At 61.0% G+C, this 17,099-nt stretch carries 14 protein-coding genes; 5 read left to right on the plus strand and 9 right to left on the minus strand.

What is annotated here, in order from left to right:
- Window positions 1-38: 38 nt before the first annotated feature.
- On the minus strand, window positions 39-2,090 hold the full coding sequence (locus BLV61_RS27570; RefSeq protein ID WP_244159927.1) for a bifunctional DedA family/phosphatase PAP2 family protein: 2,052 nt from the start codon (window positions 2,088-2,090) through the stop codon (window positions 39-41).
- 216 nt (window positions 2,091-2,306) lie between these two features.
- Here BLV61_RS27570 and BLV61_RS27575 point away from each other — a divergent pair, with 216 nt between their 5' ends.
- Window positions 2,307-2,678, plus strand: a complete 372-nt coding sequence (locus BLV61_RS27575; RefSeq protein ID WP_047538475.1) for a hypothetical protein — start codon at window positions 2,307-2,309, stop codon at window positions 2,676-2,678.
- Window positions 2,679-2,681: 3 nt separating this feature from the next.
- A complete protein-coding gene (locus BLV61_RS27580; protein WP_047528048.1) occupies window positions 2,682-2,864 on the plus strand; it encodes a DUF1289 domain-containing protein in 183 nt (60 codons plus the stop codon).
- Between the two features lie 234 nt (window positions 2,865-3,098).
- Here the strand turns inward: BLV61_RS27580 and BLV61_RS27585 are convergent, their stop codons facing one another.
- Window positions 3,099-4,922 carry an NAD(P)/FAD-dependent oxidoreductase gene (locus BLV61_RS27585; RefSeq protein WP_090468711.1) on the minus strand — a complete coding sequence of 608 codons (1,824 nt, stop codon included), beginning with the start codon at window positions 4,920-4,922 and terminating at the stop codon, window positions 3,099-3,101.
- A gap of 245 nt (window positions 4,923-5,167) precedes the next feature.
- On the opposite strand from BLV61_RS27585, the gene BLV61_RS27590 reads away from it, so the two are divergent.
- Entirely contained in the window at window positions 5,168-7,063 is a 1,896-nt protein-coding gene (locus tag BLV61_RS27590) for a sigma-54-dependent Fis family transcriptional regulator (protein ID WP_090468714.1), read from the plus strand.
- A gap of 173 nt (window positions 7,064-7,236) precedes the next feature.
- Window positions 7,237-7,908 carry an ATPase gene (locus BLV61_RS27595; RefSeq protein ID WP_090468717.1) on the plus strand — a complete coding sequence of 224 codons (672 nt, stop codon included), beginning with the start codon at window positions 7,237-7,239 and terminating at the stop codon, window positions 7,906-7,908.
- A gap of 29 nt (window positions 7,909-7,937) precedes the next feature.
- Here the strand turns inward: BLV61_RS27595 and BLV61_RS27600 are convergent, their stop codons facing one another.
- From BLV61_RS27600 to BLV61_RS27615, 4 genes are all read right to left on the minus strand, one after another.
- Window positions 7,938-9,284: an ATP-binding protein gene (locus BLV61_RS27600; protein WP_090468719.1), complete on the minus strand. Its 1,347-nt coding sequence runs from the start codon at window positions 9,282-9,284 to the stop codon at window positions 7,938-7,940.
- Window positions 9,260-9,925: a response regulator gene (locus tag BLV61_RS27605; RefSeq protein ID WP_047528059.1), complete on the minus strand. Its 666-nt coding sequence runs from the start codon at window positions 9,923-9,925 to the stop codon at window positions 9,260-9,262. The genes BLV61_RS27600 and BLV61_RS27605 overlap by 25 nt, the downstream gene beginning before the upstream one ends.
- 108 nt (window positions 9,926-10,033) lie before the next feature.
- Window positions 10,034-10,471, minus strand: a complete 438-nt coding sequence (locus tag BLV61_RS27610) for a hypothetical protein (protein ID WP_090468722.1) — start codon at window positions 10,469-10,471, stop codon at window positions 10,034-10,036.
- 28 nt (window positions 10,472-10,499) lie between these two features.
- On the minus strand, window positions 10,500-11,264 hold the full coding sequence (locus tag BLV61_RS27615; RefSeq protein WP_090468724.1) for a COG4705 family protein: 765 nt from the start codon (window positions 11,262-11,264) through the stop codon (window positions 10,500-10,502).
- Between the two features lie 365 nt (window positions 11,265-11,629).
- Between BLV61_RS27615 and BLV61_RS27620 the strand changes: the two genes are divergently transcribed.
- On the plus strand, window positions 11,630-12,418 hold the full coding sequence (locus BLV61_RS27620) for a DeoR/GlpR family DNA-binding transcription regulator (protein WP_090468726.1): 789 nt from the start codon (window positions 11,630-11,632) through the stop codon (window positions 12,416-12,418).
- Between the two features lie 141 nt (window positions 12,419-12,559).
- On the opposite strand, the gene BLV61_RS27625 is transcribed toward BLV61_RS27620, so the two are convergent.
- The 3 genes from BLV61_RS27625 to chrA all read right to left on the minus strand — a co-directional run bounded on the left by BLV61_RS27625 (window position 12,560) and on the right by chrA (window position 17,050).
- Complete coding sequence (locus BLV61_RS27625; protein WP_090468728.1) at window positions 12,560-13,858, minus strand: NAD(P)/FAD-dependent oxidoreductase; 1,299 nt, start codon at window positions 13,856-13,858, stop codon at window positions 12,560-12,562.
- Between the two features lie 68 nt (window positions 13,859-13,926).
- The gene (locus tag BLV61_RS27630) at window positions 13,927-15,291 is read right to left on the minus strand and encodes a glutamine synthetase family protein (RefSeq protein WP_090468731.1); all 1,365 of its coding nucleotides are present in this window, start codon (window positions 15,289-15,291) and stop codon (window positions 13,927-13,929) included.
- A 400-nt stretch (window positions 15,292-15,691) separates the two neighbouring features.
- Window positions 15,692-17,050: a chromate efflux transporter gene (gene chrA, locus BLV61_RS27635; RefSeq protein WP_090468734.1), complete on the minus strand. Its 1,359-nt coding sequence runs from the start codon at window positions 17,048-17,050 to the stop codon at window positions 15,692-15,694.
- Window positions 17,051-17,099 lie beyond the last annotated feature (49 nt).

The raw sequence follows: 17,099 nt of genomic DNA on the forward strand, positions 1-17,099 counted from the left end.
AGGCAGGGTGCAGAAGAATGGCGATCGGATTGAGCAACTCACCGGTTGCACAGAGCGCTTGGGCCACGGGTGGTTTTGGTATGGCGAGCTAACAGGACTTTGCCATCCCAACCCCCGTCTGCCGTACCTGGAGGGCGAGGCACAAGTCGTGCATCGCCAAAAGCAACAGCCAGCGTGCTTCGTGGCGCATTCACATCAGGCTGTGTAGACGTCAAGGTAATGAGGGACATGGGGTGATAAATGCGTTCCTCGACAACCGAGCCCATCCACAGCGATGAAGTCCGTTCGTTTGTAAGCTCCAATTCGACGACCCATACGCGAAGTACGAGACGCGAACGGCTCAAAGCTTCATCACTATTCGCTCGAACGAGGGTGAGACAAGGGAGGCGACCGCCGGCGAAAAATGGAATGACCGGGAGAGCTGCCGGGCCAGTCTGGAAGTTAAACCAATTCAGTGCGTTCATTGGTGTCCAGTCCGCCGAGTCGTTCCAACCTTGTTTTTGCAGGATATCTTGCAAGTCGTTCAGATCACCGGCCCACTGGAACGACATGGGCTCATTTGTGTCGCCCGTGAGGTCAATACGTCGTACCGGCACTTGCTGCCAGCCCGACGCCCACCAATCGGTGGCGGTCATGCCTGGAGTCGTTGCTTTCACAGCATAGCGGTCGATATCGGCGGCATGGCTGCGATAGATATTGAGTCCCCCCACAAGTATCAGTGCTGAACATCCGGCGGCGAGTAGGCCCTTTGGTCCAACGTGTCCAACCTGGCGTCGTAGGTAGGACAGTCCGAGCAGCGCCAGCCAGGCCGACCCGAATGCCAATCCCCCGATAACGTCGGAAAACCAATGCGCACCGAGGTAGAGGCGCGAGGAGGCGATCAGAAATATCAGGATTGCTGCGCCGAGAGCGACCACGAGGCGCCAGGCCGGGTGCAAATCACGCGCGATGAGAAAGGCGAGGAAACCGTAGAGCACGACGTTGACCGTGCTATGGCCGCTAGGGAAGGACAATGCACTCCAGCCGGAGTAGAGAAGCTCGCCGGGGCGAACTCGATGCAGCGCCACTTTGATGACCGAGTTGAGTGCTGAAGCGCCGGCAATCGCAATCAGCCAATAGGCCGCTGTACGCCAGGCGCGTTTCCAGATGAGCCATGACAAGACAGCCAGCGTTACCGCAGCCACGACTGTAGTGTCGCCGAGCTCTGTAATGGCGATCATCACCGCATCGCCTGGCACTGTTCGAAGATCCTGGAGCACGTGGTATATCGCACTGTCGACGAGCAGCAACGGGTCGCCGGTGATGACATCTTCAAGGATGCCAAAGAAGAGCCAGGCTGCACCGACGAGAAGCACGGCTGACACTGCGAGAGTTCGTGCTTCGGGCCGCGAAGGATCGAGTAAATGGCTGAGACGGCGGCTCAACCAGGTGTCGTGAGCCCCGACCCGGCACTGCAGGCGGCCCCATGCGTCGATGACGTCGGGGATGCCGCGACGCAACGTCCAGCGCACGATGTACAGGAGTACCCAGCCCACAGCGAGTAGTACGACCAGCAGGATCGCCAGCGGCTTGGCAGCCGCTCCAAGAATGCTGAATGTTGCGCCAACGAGTACACCGGACAGGATATGCGACGAAGCCCAAGCGAGCGCCGAGACAATATTGACGGCATAGAATCGACTGGCCGTCATCCCCAGCATGCCGGCGAGGAGGGGGATGACGGCGCGGACACCCGGTACGAAGCGCGCGAAAAACACACTCTTGGCGCCGTGACGCTCAAAGAAGGCCTCGCTTCTCTGAATCAGTTCAGGGTGGCGGCTCAGAGGCCAGAAACCAAGAATTTCGCGGTTGTATCGATGCCCGAGCCAGAACGAAAGACCATCACCCGCGATGGCACCTGACGTAGCGGCGACCAACAACGGCCAGAGCAGTAATACGCCGCTCGGTACCAAGGCACTGAGCGTGAGAATCACGGCAGTGCCGGGAACGACAGCGCCGATAATCGGGATTGACTCGGAAAGTGCCAGAAGAAACACCGCCAGGTAGGCAACATGTGGATTTGCCGTGAGGAACTCGATGATTGATGAGACCATGTACGTCATCATTCGCGGGCAACCTATGCAATGTCGGCCCTAAGGCGATCAAGGCGCGTGTCTTCCCGTCAGGGCGACTTCCGCGTGTTTGAACTCAACGCATCCTTGGGCTGGTTTCTCGTGGTATTTGACGTTGCCAAACAGTTGATAATGGTCGGGAAACACTCCTCCCGGCAACATAAGCAGCACCGCCGAGATGAAAGTAAGGATCGATATATGCTTTTGAGCAAGCGCGAACAGGCACAACTTGAGCGTCGCCTGATTACCGCCCTTACCGAGGCCTGCGAGACGGCCAAAGCGGAGATTGTGGGTTTCTCCTGGTTGACCCACGAGGTGGATTACGCGCTGTTCCCATCCAGCCTGATAGTTGTTTGGGTTTTCGACACCCTCGCCAGCAGGAATCAAGCGCTTGCCTGTGGACAGGACAAACGTATGCTTGAGCTGACCACTCAGGCGCTACTCGCAGCGGGTATTCAAATCAGCCAAGTGATGGCTCACCTGCACTTCGACAGTGAAGAGCAATGTCGGCGGATGAACGCGGGTGACTGGCAGCAGCGCTTGGCGCGTAAACGCTTTATGAAGAGTTGAAGCATGGCCAAGGATATCGAAAACCCCTGTATTTCTGTTTGCCAACTGAACAGCGAGCTTTGCCTGAGCTGCGGTCGCACCAAGGAGGACATCAAAAAATGGAAGCGCATGAAGCGCCCGGAAAAGATGGCTGCCGTGCAGCGTGCGACGCTGCGTCTGAAAAGCCTGCAAAAAAAGAACGCTTGAATCTTTATACGCATCAATACCGAGCAACACCGATTGGGCTTGTTGTCGGAAAGTCAGCGTCCGGCGAAGACACCTGCCCTGATGTCACATTCAGGGCATTGGCGTGCTCTGCGGCATTAGCTCAACACTATTCCTGACGCTGAAACCGGGCAACGGGGAGCCCGGGCGGGTATCTTCAGGCTGCATCCGGGGCATTGTGGAGAGGCGCCCAACCACGGTTGGGCGCCATTTGACTCAGCCAGTGTGGTGGCTTTCGGCAAGGCCGTAGACGGATGTGTCGATGCCTTCGAAGCGCGCTTTTAACTGCAGTGCCAGATACAGCGAATAATGCCGTGACTGGTGCAGGTTGCCACCGTGGAACCAGAGGTTTTGCTGCTGTGTTGGCTTCCACATGTTGCGCAGTTCGCCCTCGTACGGGCCAGGATCATTCGTGGTTCCAGAACCCAAGCCCCAGCAGCGGCCGACCTTGTCAGCGACTTCCTGGGAAATCAGCTTCGCCGCCCAACCGTTCATTGAGCCATAGCCCGTGGCGTAGACGATCAGATCGGCCGGTAATCGGCTGCCATCGTTGAGTACGACGGCATCTGCCTCGATGCGTTCTACACCCAGGCTTGGCGCGCTCTTGAGCTTGATCGTGCCATTAGCGATCAGTTCGGAGGCGCCGACGTCGATGTAGTAACCAGAACCACGGCGTACGTACTTCATGAAAAGGCCAGACTCGTCGTCACCGAAATCGAGCATGAAGCCGGCCTTGGTCAAGCGCTCGTAGAAGTCCTTGTCACGCTCCTTGATCGCGTCAAAGATGGGTCGATGAAAGTCTGGCATGACCTTGTAGGGGATCGAGGCGAACAGCATGTCGGCCTTGTCCGTGGTCAACCCCGTCTCCAGGGCGTCTTCAGAGTAGAGCCCGCCGAAGACGAGATCCATTAAGCTGTCGGAACGCACGATGTGGGTGCTGGAGCGTTGCACCATGGTCACCTCGGCACCGTTCTCCACCAGGTCGGCGCAGATATCGTGAGCCGAATTGTTCGCACCGATGACCACCGCACGCTTGCCGCTCCAGGCATCTCCGCCGGGATGGCGGCTGGAATGATGCTGTTGTCCATTGAACACCTCGGCACCCGGATAACGGGGAACATTGGGTACGCCAGACATGCCGGTGGCGAGGATCAACTGGGTAGGTTGTAACGTCACACGCTCGCCATCGCGCTGCACTTCAACCTTCCAGGCGCCACTTTGCTCGTCAAAACTGGCGCTCAGGCATTCCGTACGCGGCCAATAATTGAGCTCCATCACTTTGGTGTACATTTCCAGCCAGTCGCCAATCTGGTCTTTTGGGGTAAACACTGGCCAGTGATCGGGGAAGGGCAGGTAAGGCATGTGGTCGTACCAGACAGGGTCGTGCAGGCACAGCGACTTGTAGCGGCCACGCCACTGATCGCCAGGACGTTCGGCCTTGTCGACGATGAGGGTGGGTACGCCCATTCGCTTGAGCCGCGCAGCGAGCCCCAGCCCACCCTGGCCGCCGCCCACGATCAGGCAGTAAGGTTGGGTGCTGAAGCCGAGCGAAGCTTCTTCATCACGACGGCGTTCCAGCCAGTTGCGTTTGTCGGCATGGGTGTGACCATGATTGGCACCCATTGGACGACGGCGGCCGCTGGGCTCTTCAAAGCCTTTGAGTTCACGCATGGCCGTCAGCAGCGTCCAGCACAGTCCCTCCTTTAGACGCACGTAGCCTTTACCTCGCGCCGTATCGGTTTCCAGGCTGATCCAGCCTTCGAGCACACCGTTACTCAGCGTCGCCTCACCTTCCAGCTTCCATCGCTCAGGACGCGTCTGGTCGAGGCGTGTTTCGAGCATGTCCCGGATGGCAGGCTTGCCTTCCAGGGTCACCAGATTCCAGCTGAAAAGTAGCAGGTCACGCCAGTGACACTCTTCGCCAAACAGTTCCAGTGCACCATCCAAATCACGTTGGGCGAGACGCTCGCCGAGGTGTTCGACCCAAGCCGCGAGCTGAGCAGTCGGCGTTTGCAGAGGTGTTTCGACAGCGATGTTCATGGGGGTGTCTCCCGATCTTGTTGTTTTTGTACAACTTGGCCCACAGCAAGGCTCGGGCCACCTTCGTGAAAGCACCATTGCAGAGCCGCTGCAGCCATATTGCTCAGGCTTGGATCCGGAGATCTGTCACGATTCTGGAAAGGGTGGGTGACAGAGTGTCACTTGGTACAAAAAACGCTCGTTGCGGTCTTTTCATATAAGCTGCGAACAGACCCGTGTCCTGACCGTAACGGAGAACAAGAATAATGAAGCCGGCCTTGATCAACGCCCATGCACAACAAGTGCTGCAAGCCGTCCAGGGCGCTCACGCCACCCATGGCCCTCTTGCTGACCTGGCCATCACACGATCCTGGCGCCGGTGCCTGGATCAGTATCAGCTCGATCCTGCCAGCCGCCGCGCGACAAATGTCGTGGAGCACCCACGCTTGCAGGATCACCGCGCGCCACTGGAACACATCATCTGCGTGGCGCACTGGCAGATGAGCAACTTGCACCAACAACTCGGGCGTGACGGCCACGTGGTGCTACTCACCGATGCTCGCGGTGTGGCGATTGACAGTGTGTTCAACGAATCCGAACGGGCCGAGTTCCAGCGCGCCGGGCTGTGGCTCGGTTCGGTATGGAGCGAGGATTGCGAGGGTACCAACGGTGTCGGCACCTGCCTGGTCGAGCGTCAGGACGTCACCATCCGTCGTGATGAACATTTTCGTGGCAAGCACGTTGGTTTGACGTGTTCGGCCAGCCCGATATTTGATGCGAGCGGAGAGTTGCTTGCCGTGCTCAACCTCTCCTCTGTGGGGGAAGAACACAGTCTTCAGCAACACTTCAAGGCCATGGCGTTGACCAACCTGTCAGCCAAGTTGATCGAGAGCTGTTTTTTCCTGGGGCATGATCCGCAACGATATTTGCTGCGCTTCCACCCTGAGGCAGGCTTCGTCGGGTTACTGGGTGAAGGTCTGCTCAGTTTCGACGAGAGTGCCCGTATCTGTTCAGTCAACCATGCAGCGCTGGGTCTGCTGGGCCTGCGTCGTGACCAGGTGGTTGGGCAGTCTCTGACGATGCTGCTGGAAACACCGATCGATCAAGTGATGAGTCAGGCCAGCGCTCAGCCGAGTGTCTGTTGGCCAATGCGGCTGGTCGACGGGCGCCTGCTCTACGGACAGTTGCGAGAACCCTTGCGCCGAGTGCCTTTGGTCACGCCTGCAATCCCCCAAATCAACGATGTGCACGTGTGCCTGGAAGACCCGCGCCTGCAACGCGGCTTTACTCGCGCATTGCGCGTTTTGGAGCGTGACGTTCCGGTGTTTTTGCAGGGCGAAACCGGTACCGGCAAAGAAGCTTTTGCTGCGGCGCTGCACCGCGCCAGCTCCAGGGCGAGCCAGCCGTTTGTGGCGATCAATTGCGCAGCCATTCCAGAAACGCTGATCGAGAGTGAGCTGTTCGGCTATCGCGGCGGCAGCTTCACCGGCGCACGCAAGGACGGGATGATCGGCAAGTTGGAGCAGGCCCATGGCGGCATTCTGTTTCTCGATGAGATCGCCGATATGCCACTGGCGTTACAGACTCGCTTGCTGCGTGTGCTGGAGGAGCGTCAGGTGGTGCCGCTGGGCGGCGCGACGGCACGTGCGCTCGACGTACGCCTTATCAGTGCCAGCCACCAGGATTTGAACGTCTGTGTGGCCGAGGGGCGTTTTCGCGAAGATCTGTTTTATCGCATTGCCGGGTTCGCTGTGCAGCTCCCGCCGTTGCGTGAGCGTTCAGACAAAGGCCGTTTGCTTGACCTGTTGCTGCGCGAGGAGGCAGCAGGGGCCAGAGTTCGGCTGGACGCGGGTGTCAGAGAGCGCTTGTTGACGCAGCCTTGGCCAGGCAATGTCCGGCAGCTGCGTACGTGTCTGCGCACACTGGTAGCGTTGGCATCGGAGGGGCGTGTCACTCTCGACGACTTGGCGGAGTTGCTGCCGGCAGCACCCGCGACAGCCGCGCTGGCCGACAATCCGCTGGGAGTATCCGAACGGCAGACGTTGCTAACGTTGATTGAGGCGGAACACTGGCATATCGCCCATGTTGCCGCCCGCCTGGGAATCAGCCGCAATACGCTCTATCGCAAACTGCGTCATCACGGTATTTCACGACCCGGTTGAATGCGGCGCGGAGCTTCGCTGTAGCAGGGGGGGCGCGATTGTCAGCCTCAGTCGCCCACCGCCCACCACCATTCGTTCAGTCGATAGTTATCATCAAGGAATGCAAGTTTTGTTTTGCCGGAAAAAGAGGAGACTGGCGATACACCAAAGCGGTTTCTGAAGGAGCAAACGCGATGAGAACTTCCACCCTGCTGACGCTTGTCGCCTTTTTAAGCTGTGGTGTCGCAGCCATGACGCCAGCCTTCGGCGCTGATCAGGAGTCCTGCCACTTCTTGCCGATGGCTGATAGCGCTGCTGGCCTGCGGCACGCGCAATCGGTGGCGGTGCTCTACAGCGAAAACACCGTCAACACCCAGCAATACCTTGAGAGCTACCACGCCGTGGCGGTCAATGGCGCGAAGAACCCGCAGATGAATCCGCAAATCGCCAAGGCGTTCGTCGACAGTTCCGATCCGCAGCGTGCGCTCAACGGGTTGATGGCGTCGCTGCAGAAACAGTTCGCCTCGGTGACTGTCTACGACAACCTCGACGCCGCCGTACAGGCGCATCCCGATGTGGTGGTGATGCTCGACACCTTCAGCCGCCTGGTGTCCAAGCGCAACGACCAGGTCGAAGCGCGGTTTGTCGCCAAGTTCTACGATGCGAACCTGCAATACATCGGCCAGGCTGAAGGTTCACGCGCCAAGCAAATGCCCTCGGTGTGGGTGCATGGCAAAGCCGCTCCGCAAATCGCCGCGCAAATCAACGAGCAAACCGAGTTGCAGGTGAATGCGCTGAAACAGTTCGATGCGTCGCTCAAGGCGCTGGTGATGACGGGCAACGTGGATCACGTTGCCAGCAACTGACGGCCGGTTGATCGGCCGTCAAGGCATGCTCAGTTGCTGACGCGCAACCACAACGACACACACAAGCCGCTTCTGGCCCGTTCATCCGTGAAACCCAATTTCACCCGCGCCCCGTTACGGTCCATGATCGCCTTGACGATCGACAGCCCCAGCCCCGAGCCGGATTCATCGGTGCCCAGGCTGCGATAGAACGGATCGAACACCCGCTCCTGTTCCTCCACGACAATACCTGGCCCCGAGTCCCTGATCTGCAACAGGGCCTGGCCGCTCTCCCTCTTCAGCGTCAGATCGACGCGGCCGTGCGCCGGCGTGTAGCGGATAGCGTTGTCCACCAGGTTTTTCACCACGGCCGTCAGGTCGATTTCGTTGATGCACACCCGCGCGTCTTGTTCGATCTCGACTCCAATGTCGAGGTGCTTGCGTTCGGCCAGCGGCAATAGATCTTCCAGCACGCGGCGATAGACCTCATGCACGGAGGTCGTTGATGCCCCGCAGGTCGCAGTGGACTGTGCCTTGGCCAGTGTCAGCAACTGGTCAATCAATTGTCTGCCGCGCTCGATGCCCCGTCGCAAGGGCACCAGCCGCTCTCGCGCCGGCGCCGGCATGTCGACGGCGGCCAGTCGCTCGGCCTGCAGGGACAGGGCCGTCAGCGGCGAGCGCAGTTCGTGGGCGGCGTCGGCGACGAAGCGGCGCTGGCTCTCCATGGACTGCGCGACACGGTTGAGCAACCGATTGATCGCCACCACGAAGGGGCGGATTTCGAGGGGCAGGTGGTGTTCGTCGATCGGATGCAGTTCCTGCTCGTCGCGGCGGTCGATTTCGGACGAAAGCATGGCAATGGGGCGGAACAGTTTGCGCACCAGGTCGCTGACCACCAGCAACAGAATGGGCAGCAGAACCAGGAACGGCAGGACACTGCGCCAGGCACTGGCGCGGGCGTCCTTGTCGCGGGCGCCGGTTTCCTGGGCGACGGCGATGCGCTCGCCCTGGGCAGTGGTCTTGACCAGGACACGAAAGGCTTCGCCGGCAATGGGCACGGTCGACAGGCCGTCGGGCAGGGTCGTGGGGAAGGGCAGCGGGGTGCCGGCATCATCGTCTCCCGAGGCTTTGCTGCCGTCGGCCAGGTACTGAAGAATGATGCGCGCCTCGTCGTCATCCGCCGCGCCATTTTCCGGGTACTGGAGTGTCATGTGCTGGCGGTCGAAGAGCTTGGCCATCTGGCGCAAGGTGTCGTCCTGCATGTCGTGGGCTTCATCGAAGGCCGAAACGTAGGCGAAGACCCCGGCCACGATGGCGACCGTCAGGATGGCCAGCGACAGGGCCACGCTCAGCCTGAGCTGGACCGACTCGCCTAAACGTTTTTTGAAACCATCCATCCCATACCCCTGACATTTTTGATGACATGGCTTCCCAGCTTGCGGCGCAGCGCATGAATCAGGAACTCCACCGCATTGCTTTCCACTTCATTGCCCCAGCCATACAGACGGTCTTCGAGTTCGCTGCGCGACAGGATGGCCCCCGGCCGGATCAACAGCGCCTGGAGCAAGGCGAACTCGCGACTGGAGAGCAGAACGCCGGGATTTTCTTCCGTGCTGGCTTCCTTGGAAATCAGGTCCAGGGCCACGACGCCGTTGTCGAGTCGCGACAGGGCGCTGCCACCGTGACGGCGCAGTACCGCACGCATGCGCGCCAGCAGTTCGGCCATCTCGAAGGGTTTGAGCAGGTAATCGTCGGCGCCGCCATCGAGCCCGCGCAAGCGATCATCGAGGTTGTCGCGGGCGGTGATGATGAGCAGCGGCACGGGGTTGTTCTGGCCACGAATACTGTCGAGTACATCGAGCCCGTCCTTGCCGGGCAGACCGAGGTCCAGCAACACCAGATCGTAGTGCTGGGTCTGCAACGCAGCCAGGGCCAGCAGGCCGTTCTTGACCCAGTCGGCGGCGTAACTGGCATCCGTGAGGGCGCTCTGGATCACGTCGCCGATCATCGGGTCGTCTTCGACCAGCAGTATCCGCATGTTCGGCTCCGGTAAGAAAAGACGCGACGGTGATGGCCGTCGCGCCTGTATTGAAGCACCTGTGTCCGGGTTTGTCCGCTGTCGCCTCACGGAGGTAGCGGCCATCGGTCAGGGGGTGGCTTTCATGGCGTCGAAGGCCTTGAGCAGGTCATCCATGGCGATTTTGCAGTCGCTCTGGACCGGGCTGCTCTTGCGCAGCGCAGACAGTGCGCGGTCGATGGCCTTGTCCACCACATGCCAGTCGCTGGCGGCACGGGGCTTGATGCCGGCTTCGGCTTCATCCCAGGAGGTTTCCAGGTCCTTGATCCGGGCTTTCGCCGCAGGCAGGTCATTTTTGTCGACCCGCCCGGCGACGTCGGCGGCAATGCTGCGGAACGCTGACAAGTCGCCCAGTCTGGAGCCCGCGACGGCCTGGTTGCTGACCGCGCCCGAAGCGGCACCGGCATTGGGTTTGTCCGCCGGTTTCGAGCAGCCGGTCGCGACGCCGAGCAGGGCAATGGCGCCAACAATGGCAAGGTGGCGAATGGCGTTTTGAACGTAGCGCATGAAGTGTCCCTGAATGGCTGTTGAAGGATTACGCAGTGGTGTGTTTGCGGCTGCCGACGCTTATTTGCGCGACGGCCACCAGAATGACGATGACGCACAGGAACAGCGCGCTGGTCCAGCTCGCGCCCATGCCCAGGCCACCGTAGGTTTTGGCTTGCGTCAGCAGGTCGCCGAGGGAGGCGCCGAAGGGGCGGGTCAGGATGTAGGCGATCCAGAAGGTCAGCACGACGTTGCCGCCCAGGCGCCAGGCGACGAGGGTGGCGCCAATCAATACGCCGAATATCACCGCGCCGAGGGTGAAGCCCAGGCCCAGCGCTTCTGTGGCCAGGTCGCCCGCAGCGGTGCCCAGGGCAAAGGTGCAGAGCACGGTCGTCCAATAGAACCACTCGCGCCGTGGGGTGACGATTTCGCGGATGGAGAGGTTGTGTTCGGTCCGGTACCAGACCAGAAAATTGACCGCCAGCAGTACGGAGAAGACAGCCGTGCTGGTGTACAGGCTGACGTCCAGCATGTCGGTGAGGATGTCGGTGATCTGCGTGCCGACGATGCTCACCAGCACAACGGTGAGCCAATAGATCCAGGGGGTGTAGGCCTTGGTGCGCAGTTGGCCGGTCAGCGCGATGGCCAGCAGCGCCGCCATGCCGATACTGGTCCAGCCCGCGCCGAGGCCTGCGTTGACGGCCAGAAAGTCGGCGCCGGTTTCACCGACCGTGGTGGACATGATCTTGATGACCCAAAATGACAGCGTCACTTCGGGCACCTTGTTGAGCCAGCCGGCGGGTGTCGGGTTCATGTCGAGCGATTCTCCTGGGCAGCGCTGTTAAGTGCGCAGGAGAAAGGCTACCGACTGAAACTTAGCTGGGACTGAGCAAGGCAGGATCGAGCAATGCCGGGCACTTTGAATCAGGCGTGGCCCAGCGCGATGGCAAACGAGACCACGATCATGCAGGCGAAGGCGAAATTGAGATTCATGAGATGTCCATCCGGTGCTTTTTGTGATGGCGCTCATCTTGAACAGGTCACGCGCAAATAAAAAATTCGCCTTCGTGATTTGAAAGATCGAAACAATTGATATCCGGCCTCGTCCTGTTTGTGTTTATGGCACGGTTTGACTAATCTCGCAAAAACACGCATCTAAACGCATAAACAGGCAAAGACATGCATGATCAACATTCCGCGGCCGAACTCCCTCATCTGCGTCGGCAGAAAATCCTCCTGATCCTCGAGCGCGACGGCAAGGTCATGGCCTCCGGGTTGAGCCAGCATTTCGCCGTGTCCGAAGACACCATCCGCCGCGATCTTGCCGAGCTGGACAGCGCCGGCCTGGTTCAGCGGGTGCACGGCGGGGCGCTGCCGCGACCCAAGGACACCGGCAAGGATTACTTCACCCGCATCAGCGAAACCGACGAGGTGAAAACCCGACTGGCGCAGCTCGCCGCTGAAAGGGTGGAGGACGGCCAGATCGTGATGTTCGATTCGGGCACGACCACGCTGCAGATCGCGCGTTCGCTGCCCTCGGACATTTCCATCACCGCCATCACGACTTCGCCGATGACTGCCATCACCCTGGCTGAATACAAAGGCATCAAGGTCATCCTCGCGGGCGGGCAACTCAACCTGGCGACCCTGTCCGTCAGTGGCCACGAGACCCTTCGCTTGCTGCAGGGAATCAAGGCCGACCTGCTGTTCACCGGGGTTTGCGCGATTCATCCCGAGGTGGGCATCAGCTCGCTGCATTTCGATGAGGTGCCGGTGAAACAGGCACTGATCGACAGTGCCTCGCAGGTGATCGCCGTCACCACGGCGGACAAACTGGGCGCGGTCGAACCGTTCGTGGTGGCGCCCTGTTCGCGCCTGCATACGCTGATCACCGAGCGTCATGTGGCGACGGGCAACATCGATGATTACCGCAAGCTGGGCATCGAGGTGGTTCAGGTGGAGACCTGAGCAGCGATGGGTTGAATGACTGAAGACCAAACTGTGGGCGCTGGCCTGTTCCGGGCGGTGTGCAGATTATGGCGGCGTGCGACGGCCTCATCGCACGCACGCTCGCTCCCACCGCCGATTCGGGTGTATCCCGTGGATACCTCAGCGCAGGCGTTCAAGCATTTGGTAGTACCACATGCCGGCGGCGAGCATCGGGTTGCCGAGCAGGTCGCCCATGGGGACGCGGATGTGCTGGCAGGCGGCGAAGGTGTCGAAGTGCTCCAGTTGTCCTGTGATCGCGCGGCCCATGATTTCGCCCATGATGTGCGTGGTGGCGATGCCGTGCCCGGAGTAGCCCTGGCAGTACCAGACGTTGTCCGAGAGCTTGCCCAATTGCGGGATGCGGTTGATCACGATGCCCATCGCGCAGCTCCACTGGTAATCGATGGCCACGCCCTTGAGTGCCGGGAACGTTTGCTCGATGCAGGGGCGCAACTCGGCGGCGATGTCGCGGGAATCCTTGCCGCTGTAATTGGCGCCGCCACCGAACAGCAAACGACCGTCCGCAGTCAGGCGGTAGTAATCGAGCACGAAGCGGCAGTCGTAGACGGCCAGGTCTTCGGGGTTGATCTGTCTGGCCAGGTCGCCCAGCGGCGCGGTGGTGACGATGCCGCCCATGGCCGGGAAGATCTTGCCCTTGAGTTGGCCCGGTTCCAGTTTGTGGTAGACGTCGCCGGCCAGCAGCACCTGGTTGGCGTCGATGCGACCGTGGGCGGTGCGTACGCCAGGGCGCTTGTGCGGGCCATCACCGTGAATGATCTCCAGCACTTCGCTGTTTTCGAAGATCAGCGCGCCCAGGCTCTCGGCCGCGCGGGCTTCGCCGATGCACAGGTTCAGCGGGTGCAGGTGCATGTTGCGGGTGTTCTTGATTGCCCCGTGGTAAAGGTCGCTTTGCAGCAGGTCGCGCACCTGGCTGCGGTCGAGCAGGCTGACCTCGTCGCCCATGCCACGGCGCACGGCTTCGTCGTAATCCTTGCGCAAGCCCTCCATGTGGCCTGGCTTGTAGGCCGCGTGCAGGTGGCCGTGCTTGAGGTCGCAGGCGATGCCGTATTTTTCCACCCGTTGCCGGATGATCTGGTGTCCGCGCCAGCGCAGGTGCCAGATGAAGTCGTCGACGTCTTCGCCGAGGGTACGGCGCATTTGCTTGCGCATGGCCTCGTCGCCCGAGAGGCTGCCGGTGACCTGGCCACCGTTGCGTCCGGTCGCGCCCCAGCCGATTTTGTGGCTTTCGACGATGGCGACTTTCAGGCCTTTTTCAGCCAGTTCGACGGCGGTGGCGACGCCGGTGAAGCCGCCGCCGATGATCACCACGTCAACCCGGTGTTGGCCTTGCAGGGTCGGGTAATCGGTGTCCTGGTTGAGGGTGGCGGTGTAGTAGGAATTGCAGCGTTGGTTAGTCATGTCAGGGTCCAGGCAAAAATGAAGAGCAGTTAGCGCGCTCCCACAGGGGGTTGGGGGGCTGATTGGGCTCACGCCTCAGTCAAATACCAGCGCCAGTCCTGCTCTCCCACTTCGCCCATGAACTGCCGATACTCGGCACGCTTGACCGCCAGATAAACCCCAAGAAATTCCTGACCCAGTGCATCCCGCGCCCACGCCGAATTTTCCAGTGCCGTCAGGGACGTCAGCCAGTCGGTGGGCAGCAACTGCGTGGCTTGCGCATAACCGTTGCCTTGCACCGGTTCGCCCGGATCGAGGTTTTCACGGATGCCGCGATGGATGCCGGCCAGAATCGCCGCCGCCGCCAGATACGGGTTGGCGTCGGCGCCGCAGATGCGGTGTTCGATGTGGCGGCTGTTGGCCGGGCCACCCGGCACGCGCAGGCTCACCGTGCGGTTATCGACGCCCCAGGTCGGTGCCAGCGGCGCATAGCTGTTGGCCTGGAAACGCCGGTAGGAGTTGGCGTTGGGGCAGAACAGCAACAACGAATCCAGCAGCGAGGCGAGCATGCCGCCGATGGCGGTGCGCAGCAGCGGGGTGCCGGCCGGGTCCTCGGAGGCGAACAGGTTGCGACCTTCGGCGTCGGCGATGCTGACGTGCATGTGCATGCCGGTGCCGGCCAGATCGTCGAACGGCTTGGCCATGAACGTCGCCTGCATGCCGTGCTTGTGGGCGACGGCTTTCACCAGGCGCTTGTAACGCACGGCCTGGTCCATCGCCTGCAAGGCATCGCCGTGTTCCAGGGTGATTTCCACCTGGCCCGGGGCGTATTCGGAAATCGCCGTGCGCGCCGGAATCTCGTGCAGTTTGCACGCGGCATAGAGGTCGGCGAGGAACGGTTCGATCTGTTCCAGCTCACGCAGGCCATAGACCTGAGTGTGCCGTGGGCGACCCCCGTCAGCGTCCAGCGCCGGTTGCGGGCGACCGTTGTGATCGCGCTTGCTGTCAAGCAGATAGAACTCCAGCTCACAGGCCATCACCGGGTGGTAACCCTCGGCTTTGAGGCCGTCGACGACCTTGATCAGCAGGTGGCGCGGGTCGGCGATGCTCGCCGGCATGCCTTCTTGCGGGTGCATGCTGACCTGCACCGCCGCCGTCGGAATCTGCCGCCACGGCAAGCGCACCAGGCTGCCTTCGAGCGGGTAGGCGCGGCAGTCGATGTCGCCGACGTCCCACACCAGCCCGGAGTTCTCGACGTCTTCGCCCTGCAAGGTCAGGCCGAGGATGGTGCTGGGCAGCGGACGACCGCTTTCATACACCGCCAGCAGCTCTTCGCGGTGCAACAGTTTGCCCCGTGGCACGCCGTTGGCATCGAGAATGAACAGCTCGATCATGTCGATATCGGGGTTGTTCGCCAGAAAGCGTTGGGCATCTTCAAGGGCTGCGAATTTCATGGTTCGTCACTCACGTTGGCGTCCCGCGGACGCACGGATTCAGGCCGCGGCACGATCACGGATAAACATCCGTTGCGTGCTGGCAGCGATAGCAAAAAAGGCTGGGGGCTCGATGCGTCGAAGACGCGATCAGGCGAGCAGGGAGCTATCCGGCGGGCGTGCGGAGTGACGCAGTTTTGAGCGGCGCAGGGCCATGGGGAGGTTGACGATGCGTTTCATCAGGCAATGCCGTCCGCGACCAGCAGCGAGGGGGTCAGGATCGAGACATCCAGCAAGTGGGGCTCTGACGGCGAAGTGCGCATGACTCATGTTTCCAGAAGGAAAACGTCGGTGGCAGGTAAACAGCCATCCGGGGATGGCTGGATACTAGGGGTGAACGGGGCACATGTAAATCTTTGATTCAATGCAGCAGGTGCACGACCAGTCCGATCAGGCCACAACCGAACAACACTTCGATGACTCCGCGCTTGAACCGAAGCAAGGCAATGGCGGCGGCGATGGCGATCGCCAGTGAAGGCCAGTCCAGTTGACCGGCGAAGCCCTTGGGCCACAGCACGTGATAACCAAAAAAGCACGCCAGGTTAAGAATCACGCCGACCACTGCGGCAGTGATGGCCGTCAGTGGCGCGGTGAATTTCAGTTCATTATGGGTGGATTCCACCAGTGGCCCACCGGCGAGGATGAACAGGAACGAAGGCAGGAAAGTGAACCAGGTCACCAGCGTGGCCGCGAGGGCGCCGGCGACAAACGCCTGATCAGGGCCGAACACTTGATGGACATAGGCACCGATAAAACCGACGAAGGCCACGATCATGATCAGCGGCCCCGGCGTGGTTTCGCCCAGCGCCAGGCCGTCGATCATCTGTGTCGGCGTCAGCCAGCCATAGTGGCCGACCGCGCCCTGATACACATAGGGCAGCACCGCGTAGGCACCGCCGAAGGTCAGCAGTGCCGCTTTGGTGAAGAACCAGCTCATTTGCGTGAGCGTGCCTTCCCAGCCGAACAGGGCAGTGAGGGTCGCCATCGGCAGTGTCCACAACACCACGCCGATCAGCGCCAGGCGCAACAGGTACCAGCGACTGAAACGGGCATGTTCGGGGGGCGGCGTGTCGTCGTCGATCAGTGCCGGGCCGAAAGATTTTTTCGCCGCACCGTGGCCGCCCGTCGTGAATTTATCCGGTGCCAGGCGCCCGCCGAAGTAACCGATGACGGCCGCGCCCAGCACGATCAGCGGAAACGGCACGTTGCCGAGGAAGATCGCGGCGAATGACGCTGCGGCGATCGCCCACATCCAGCCGTTCTTCAGCGCACGGGAGCCGATCCGGTGCGCGGCTTGCAGCACAATCGCGGTCACCGCTGGCTTGATCCCGTAAAACAGCCCGGCCACCACCGGCACTTCACCGAAGGCGATGTACACCCAGGACAGCGCAATCAGGATGAACAGCGACGGCAGCACAAACAGCGCACCGGCGATCACGCCACCCCAGGTACGGTGCATCAGCCAGCCGAGGTAGGTCGCCAGTTGCTGGGCCTCGGGACCGGGCAGCAACATGCAGTAGTTGAGGGCATGCAGGAAGCGTCGCTCGGAGATCCAGCGGCGGCGCACGACCAGTTCCTGGTGCATGATCGAAATCTGTCCGGCCGGCCCGCCGAAGCTGATGAAACCGAGCTTGAGCCAGAAACGGAACGCTTCTCGCAAGCTGATCGGCGCAGGCTTGGTCAGTTCGGGGGCGCTGTTTGGGGAGGGCGTGAGGCTCAAGCGAATGTTCCTTGTGCTGGGGCGCTTTGAGCCGGTGACTGTAGCCATG

Origin of the sequence: Pseudomonas mohnii, from assembly GCF_900105115.1 — a bacterium.
GTDB lineage: Bacteria > Pseudomonadota > Gammaproteobacteria > Pseudomonadales > Pseudomonadaceae > Aquipseudomonas > Aquipseudomonas mohnii.

Coding starts and splice junctions, on each gene's coding strand:
- BLV61_RS27615 (WP_090468724.1), bottom strand. CDS start 11,264: ATGAACCCGACACCCGCCGGCTGGCTCAACAAGGTGCCCGAAGTGACG.
- BLV61_RS27600 (WP_090468719.1), bottom strand. CDS start 9,284: ATGGATGGTTTCAAAAAACGTTTAGGCGAGTCGGTCCAGCTCAGGCTG.
- BLV61_RS27620 (WP_090468726.1), top strand. CDS start 11,630: ATGCATGATCAACATTCCGCGGCCGAACTCCCTCATCTGCGTCGGCAG.
- BLV61_RS27595 (WP_090468717.1), top strand. CDS start 7,237: ATGAGAACTTCCACCCTGCTGACGCTTGTCGCCTTTTTAAGCTGTGGT.
- BLV61_RS27590 (WP_090468714.1), top strand. CDS start 5,168: ATGAAGCCGGCCTTGATCAACGCCCATGCACAACAAGTGCTGCAAGCC.
- BLV61_RS27605 (WP_047528059.1), bottom strand. CDS start 9,925: ATGCGGATACTGCTGGTCGAAGACGACCCGATGATCGGCGACGTGATC.
- BLV61_RS27580 (WP_047528048.1), top strand. CDS start 2,682: ATGGCCAAGGATATCGAAAACCCCTGTATTTCTGTTTGCCAACTGAAC.
- BLV61_RS27630 (WP_090468731.1), bottom strand. CDS start 15,291: ATGAAATTCGCAGCCCTTGAAGATGCCCAACGCTTTCTGGCGAACAAC.
- BLV61_RS27575 (WP_047538475.1), top strand. CDS start 2,307: ATGCTTTTGAGCAAGCGCGAACAGGCACAACTTGAGCGTCGCCTGATT.
- BLV61_RS27625 (WP_090468728.1), bottom strand. CDS start 13,858: ATGACTAACCAACGCTGCAATTCCTACTACACCGCCACCCTCAACCAG.
- BLV61_RS27610 (WP_090468722.1), bottom strand. CDS start 10,471: ATGCGCTACGTTCAAAACGCCATTCGCCACCTTGCCATTGTTGGCGCC.
- BLV61_RS27570 (WP_244159927.1), bottom strand. CDS start 2,090: ATGGTCTCATCAATCATCGAGTTCCTCACGGCAAATCCACATGTTGCC.
- BLV61_RS27585 (WP_090468711.1), bottom strand. CDS start 4,922: ATGAACATCGCTGTCGAAACACCTCTGCAAACGCCGACTGCTCAGCTC.